Annotated in this window: 7 protein-coding genes; all 7 read right to left on the bottom strand. The window is 35.9% G+C overall.

The annotated features are described in order from the left end of the window. A partial coding sequence (locus AOC35_RS15425) for a GHMP family kinase ATP-binding protein (RefSeq protein ID WP_108648884.1) occupies positions 1–643 on the bottom strand: 643 nt, incomplete at its 3' end. Beyond that, positions 627–1,073, bottom strand: a complete 447-nt coding sequence (locus AOC35_RS15945; protein ID WP_108648883.1) for a GtrA family protein — start codon at positions 1,071–1,073, stop codon at positions 627–629. The genes AOC35_RS15945 and AOC35_RS15425, both read right to left, overlap by 17 nt. Then, positions 1,028–1,822 carry a class I SAM-dependent methyltransferase gene (locus tag AOC35_RS15415; RefSeq protein ID WP_108648882.1) on the bottom strand — a complete coding sequence of 265 codons (795 nt, stop codon included), beginning with the start codon at positions 1,820–1,822 and terminating at the stop codon, positions 1,028–1,030. The genes AOC35_RS15945 and AOC35_RS15415 overlap by 46 nt, the downstream gene beginning before the upstream one ends. Positions 1,823–1,824: 2 nt before the next feature. Further along, the gene (locus tag AOC35_RS15410; RefSeq protein WP_159077630.1) at positions 1,825–2,388 is read right to left on the bottom strand and encodes a class I SAM-dependent methyltransferase; all 564 of its coding nucleotides are present in this window, start codon (positions 2,386–2,388) and stop codon (positions 1,825–1,827) included. A 31-nt stretch (positions 2,389–2,419) separates the two neighbouring features. Further along, positions 2,420–3,643, bottom strand: coding sequence for a glycosyltransferase family 2 protein (locus tag AOC35_RS15405; protein ID WP_108648880.1), 1,224 nt, complete (start codon positions 3,641–3,643; stop codon positions 2,420–2,422). Then, positions 3,640–4,614, bottom strand: a complete 975-nt coding sequence (locus AOC35_RS15400; RefSeq protein ID WP_108648879.1) for an NAD-dependent epimerase/dehydratase family protein — start codon at positions 4,612–4,614, stop codon at positions 3,640–3,642. The genes AOC35_RS15405 and AOC35_RS15400 overlap by 4 nt, the downstream gene beginning before the upstream one ends. Before the next feature lie 3 nt (positions 4,615–4,617). Then, on the bottom strand, positions 4,618–6,558 hold the full coding sequence (locus AOC35_RS15395; protein WP_108648878.1) for a hypothetical protein: 1,941 nt from the start codon (positions 6,556–6,558) through the stop codon (positions 4,618–4,620). Positions 6,559–6,587 lie beyond the last annotated feature (29 nt).

Raw genomic sequence — 6,587 nt, 5'->3', positions numbered from 1 at the left:
TTTCTTCATCATGCAGTTGTGATCGAGTTTTTTGATCTTTAAGAATTCCACTGGCGCTACGAGAATAGCCAGTAAAAAAGAGTAAAAGATTGTCCTCCAAGTCAAATATTGTGTTGATATCAATATCTAGAGGTTTAGCAGTAACTTTGTCATCTTGATGAAAATCAAAGCATGTTATGCCCCCATATGCTGCAGCATATTGATCTTGCTTTCCGATAGGCTCCCCAAGTCTATCTAATTCAATATGGCAGGCTAATTCAGCTAACTCCTCTTGATACAAATGGCGTCTACGGTGCGCGTACAAACATTTAAGTAGCGCAGTAGTAAAACTTCCCGATGAACCCAACCCAGTGCCAGCCGGGATATCCGCCAGAGTAGTGATTTCAATCTGTGGAGTTTTGAGATTTTGCATGCTCAAAGCTTCTCGAATAATTTTATGCTGCACATCCTCAACATTGCGAACGCTTTCAAGCGATGAATACTTTAAAAAAATACCTTCTATAAATGGCCTGCTAATAGTTACATAGACATACTTATCAATAGCAGCGGCGATTAGAAAGCCATTGTTTTCACGATAATAAGAAGGCAGATCCGTTCCACCACCACCCAGAGTGATTCTTAATGGACTACGAGCAATTATCATAGCCACCTCTAAATATCCATTTTTCCATAAAAAAATACCCCGAAATCATAGTTATAACTATTGCAAATAAAGTAACAATATAAAAATTTAAATTACACAACCCGTAGAAGATGTAAATAATGCTTAGTTGAATAAAATAGTTGGTGGCAGCAAGAACAATATATTTTGGAATCTGTGATTTAAGCGCTCCTGTATGAGCATAAAAAGTATGTCTTCGATTTGCAAAAAAATGGAAAGTTATAGAAGTAGAATATGCGACCATAATCACATATGGATATGAAATTCTTTCTACTTTAAACAATAACCATAGAACAGCCCAATAGATTAAAAATGTAAGTCCACCTATGAACAGGAATGAAAAAAATGACCTCTTCAAACTATTTCTTATTTTATTGAACTTGGATTTCTGGCGATAGCAAACACTTGCCATCCAAAGCGGGAATCATCTAAATTTAATTTAAATAGAGCACCAAATATCTTCATTAAAATTCGAGCCATAAAGCTAGAAGTAGTAATTTTAGATTCCTGCGCATCTTGAATTAATTTACTACCCCTTAGGATAACAAGGAGCCTGTATAAGTTAAAAAATGGGAACCCTGCCATTTTAACTGCATCTACGCTATATCCAGCCTGCTCAAGAAGATTCGAAATAGTAGCCTTATTAAAATGCTTTCTATGGCCAATATATCTATCGAATGAAGACATTGGCCCCCCAGGCACAGTCAAAAGCAGGAGACCACCCGGCTTAAGATAATTCAGGATTAACTTACAAAATAATAATGGGTCATCAACATGCTCTATTACATCACTGCAAACAATTATATTGGCCGCATTATTAAATACATTAATACCTACAGGAGGTGAAAATAAGTCAACTTGGTAAAAGAATGCATCTTTAACCTTATTTCTTGAAATCGCTACTCCAGCCTCGCTTAACTCAAACCCAATATACTTTTTTGCCACTTTTAAGCTTACGGCCTTAGCAAGAAAGTCGCCTTGCCCACTACCCACATCAAGCAATAATTCTCGCCGGTCGGAAAACTCTAATACCTTCTCTAGGATAAGCTGATGTCGCATTTTTTGCGCTGGGTTTTCGGATGCAGATTTTGCATAAGATTGCCAATGATTAGACCAATCATCTTTTTTCTCTATCTCTATCTTGGATGAACGCTCTATCATGTTTAACCTCTAATAACAGCAAATAAGTTCAAGCCAAATTTATGATAGGTCAATTTAATTTTACTTGGCAAAAACCCACTTGCAACAATCAAAGGCCATAAATCACTCTTGTTGTAGTACATTTTATGATCGTCCATTTCTTCTTTTGGACTCAGATTAAGCTTGAATGCAGCATATTCAAGAAAGAATTTACCAAACCAAGTTGGAACATTTATAAGTATTACGCCATCTGGAGCAAGAAGTTCTTTGCATGAGCTCAATACTTCTAATGGATTTTTAAGGTGTTCTAAAACTGAGATTATTAAAATCAAATCGAACTTTTGATTTTCTAGCTGTTTAATTGCAATCTCAATATCTCCTTCGATGCCGACAAACTTTGGGTGAGATTTAATTTCATCGCCAATCTGAATATCAACTCCAACGATACTTCTTGCCTTATCAGATATCGCCAATAAATTTTTCGCTGAATAGCCGCAACCTAACTCCAAAATATTTAATTTTTCGCGGAGGGGGGCATATTTCAAAATCGCACGTCGAGAGAGCCACGTACCAAAACGATCTAACAAAGTTAAACCTTTTGAGCCAAAGGAAGATTGCCTATACTGCATTATGTACACCGCGCAAACCAACTCGTCTCCCAAGTTCCAACATTAAAGTAAATGTAATGGTCTGAACCCCTAAAATAATCAAAAGTAATCCAAAAACAGCAATGCGAGAATAGTCATGAAGTGAAAAATGATTGCTTATGTAATCTAATAGGAAATGTAAATCCAAAGCTAGCCCAGCCCCGATCATGATGCAAGAAATAACCATTCCCGCATTATATGAAATGTAATCATTTATATAATTTTTAACGCCTGCCCTTAGCCCATGAATATTTCTTGAAAATATTCCAGTTTGAAATAGTGAATAGCCTAGGATAGAAAACGTAACGCCTAGCAGCTCCACATATAAACCAAAGTTAACTGGGCCAATTTTTATCTCTCCGCCAAGAGAAAGAATTGCCAGCAAAAAGCCAAGGATGAAAAATACAATGCCGGGCTTGATAAGAAAAGAATCTGGGCTATAAACCAACATTACCTTAAGATTAATCCAGCCGGCAACCCACGGAGACCAGAATCCCGACCTACGGTGATGACTTAATCTCCCCTCCCTATCCTTGTAAAAGGTTACTGGTACTTCATCAATCTTCAATCCAACTCGAGTTGCCTTCAATACCATCTCAGATGCATATTCCCAGCCTTGAGATGTTAGATTGATTTTTAACAAAGCATCTTTCGTGAGCCCCCGCATTCCACAATGAATATCCGTAAACTTGCTCTTATAGATTTTATTTAGGATCCAGGTTGTTAATGGCGTTCCAAAATATCGATGCAAGCTTGGCATTGCACCAGCCTCGATAACCCCCTTAAATCTAGACCCCATTACATAATCATTTCCAGCCTTATAGCTTTCAATAAAATCCTTTATTTTTCTAAAATCATAGGTTAAATCGCAATCTCCCATAACTATAAAATTCCCCCGAATATATGGAATAGCATCTAAATATGCTTGTCCAAGCCCTCTTTTTGGGGTCCTCAATACTCTTGCGCCGCCCTCCAAGGCAATTTTAGGCGTTAGATCCGAAGAACTATCAACAATAATAACTTCCCCACTCGCTCCAGCAAGCCTTAATCCCTCCCAACACCACTCTACAAATTCCTTAATGGTAATTTCTTCATTCAAGGCTGGCACGACAATACTTATTTCAGGATCCAATCCATCGTCTTTTTCAGACACTAGCAACTCAATCCGATCTGGCGTATTTGGAATAGGTCTCATTTAAGCGCCTCCAATTCCTCTTTCATGGATGTGATCGAGTCTTTTATCGCCTCAAAAGATGTGCGGTAGGCCTTCCATCCGAGGGCCTTAATCTTCTCGACATTAAATAAAACTTTAGGAACGTCACCCTTCCAACCCCTATCCCCACCCGTATATTCATATCCGACTAAAGCAGAATTGAGACCGGCAACCTCACATGCAATATCTGCAATTTGAGTTACTGAAATATAGTCATCTGTCGCAACATTAAACACGTCAAAAAGAGGCGACCCAGCGTGCAGCATATGCTCGTAAACGAGCATCATCGCATTTAATACATCTTCAACGTGGATATAGGATTTTGTTTGAGAACCATCACCAAGAATTCGCAAAGAAGTTGGGTCGGCCTTTAAACGTCGAATGAAATCATAGCCAACCCCATGAGTCTGTTTTGGCCCAACCACATTTGCAAATCGAAAGGCGCGCCCTTGCATTCCAAACATGTGGCAATAGGACGAAATTAGTGCCTCACATGCTAATTTACTCGCCCCATAAGTTGATATTGGGAAAAGTGGACCATGGGACTCATGAAATTGAGTATTGGGAGCCTCGCCATAAACTCCACTTCCAGAGGTGTAGAGAATATTTTTGACTTTATTTAACCTCATGGCCTCGAGAATATTCTGGGTTAGGTAGGTTCCCTCCCAAAAATCTATATCTGGCTGGTTTACAGCCTTTGCTATGTCAGGATTTGCGGCAAAATGTACGACCAAATCTATATTAGACATGGAATTTACTAGCAGCTCTAAATTTTTAATGTCACCCTTAATTAACTTAATTTTTTCAAAAGTTAAAATATCGCTAATATGATCAATAGTACCAGATGAAAAATTATCAAAAATAACCAAATTTTTAACCCTGGGATAACTCAATAGTTTCCGAGATAAGCTGGACCCAATGAAACCTGCGCCACCGGAAATAAATATATTCATAGTTTAATTAATTTTTTTTATTGTTAAAATAGTGGCTATTGATAAGACTGAAGACAAGATAATTATAATGAATCCAGAGTTTATATATAATTGATCAATTGCTGGAAATGATGTTATATCGACCAAAACTAGCAATAATATTCTAGATGCAAATAGAACCCATAAACCTATGCTTAAGATAAATAAAAAGCAATTAAAATAAAATTTATTTTTTGTTATCTTTAAAATAGACAAAAATATAATTGATATTAATCCCAAGAAGAACAATTCAATTATTAAATATTTATATATTTTTGATATTTCTTTTTTAATGTTTAATGCAAATTTATATTTATTTATACTATCATTATAAATACTATCGATATATAATGTCCCGCCCCCAATCTCTATGGACTTAATATATTTATTTCCATAAGGTGATATTTGATAATAACCATTATCAATGGGGTTAATAATTTTACAATCTTCCTTTTCTTTGATTTCAAAATTAAATCGCTGATTTTTTGAACCCTCATCACCAAAGTGAGAGAAAAGGTCTGGACTGGAATTTCTGCTAATAGGCTTGACTATTATATTGTCACCGTCTAGACATTTTAAAGAAATCCAATTACCACTCTTTGAATGATACCAACCTCTTATTCTAACGATTGCCTCGCTTGGAGAATTAGTTGTTCTTGGATTTCCCAAAAATTCTCGAGTTTTATTCAAGTCCTCCAAGGGGTCCATGGAAGGTCCAGCAGTCCCCAATACTGGATTCAATACTAGAGACGTTTTGATTGCAGATATTATTTTGGGGAAAAACTGTTTGCCAAAATCATCATAAGAAATTCTTGGCATTAAAGGAATTTGACTTGGTTTGCATACTAATCTGCCCGAATTACATGCTTGAGCAATTTCTTTAGCAACACTCTTATAATAAGTAGCTGAACTATCTGGACTGTCATACAGTCCAAGACTTGCCACCCCATCTCTAAAAGCCCACAAAAACCAGCCAGCAGCATAGCCTCCACAGGTACTTGGATATATGGCGCATCCAGGCTGTTGCCAAACTTTTCCAGGTCCGTTAAAAAAATCTTTTAACTTGGCAAAAGATGGACTTACAACATAAAGCTCGTCAAGTGTAGAATTTGGGACGGGAAGATATTGAATATATTCCTTAGGCTCAATACTAAAAAGCACATTTACAGCATCTGAAAATGAGCTGCTTTTAAAGTCTACAGTCTCAAAACTTCCATATTCAATCTTATTAATTAATGCTATTGAGAGGGGAATTGTAAAAAAAGTTATCAACATTATTAATAAATTTAGAGAATATCTTCTAACCTCCTGCTTAATAGAGTAAATATTTTTGCTAAAGCTGACAATTACCCTAGCTAATGATATTATAGCCAACCCCGGAACAACCCAAATCATATCCTCTCTTGTTAACCATAGAATCCCCATTAATATTCCAATAAAAATTGGTTTATTTGGTTTGTTTTTATCTAATAAAATAATGTCTATTAGGAGTGCCAGAATAATTAATATTATTGGCGGAACTATTACATCTCTAATAATTCTTGTTGGAAAAAGCTGTGGATGAAATAATATTAATGAGAATATTATGAATAAAAATAATTTGTTGATTTTAAATTCTGCTAGGCTTTTAATAAAAATAATACGAGATATTATGTTTAATAATATTAATGTAAAAACTATTGAAGTTCCGAAAAAATAATTTGCCGCCAAAAAAATGGGAAAGAATGCCCCTTTTGCCAGAGTCATATTGGAATAATTTCCAAGCCAATTTCCATTAATAATTTCTTGGGCATGGCTCCAGAATAATGCATCATCATGTCCAGCTGCCGTGTATAAGGAAACGGGCAAATGAAAAATTAAAGCAGCATAAAGCAATGATGCTGTAATATAAGATAATTTACTAAAGTTTAATTTTTTAAAATTCATCACAAAGCTAATTTATAATGTAGAGTGGA

It is taken from the genome of Polynucleobacter rarus (assembly GCF_003072505.1).
Classification (GTDB): Bacteria; Pseudomonadota; Gammaproteobacteria; order Burkholderiales; family Burkholderiaceae; genus Polynucleobacter; species Polynucleobacter rarus.
Note: the sequence above shows the minus strand (reverse complement) of the source record. Positions and strands in the feature narration are given on the sequence as shown.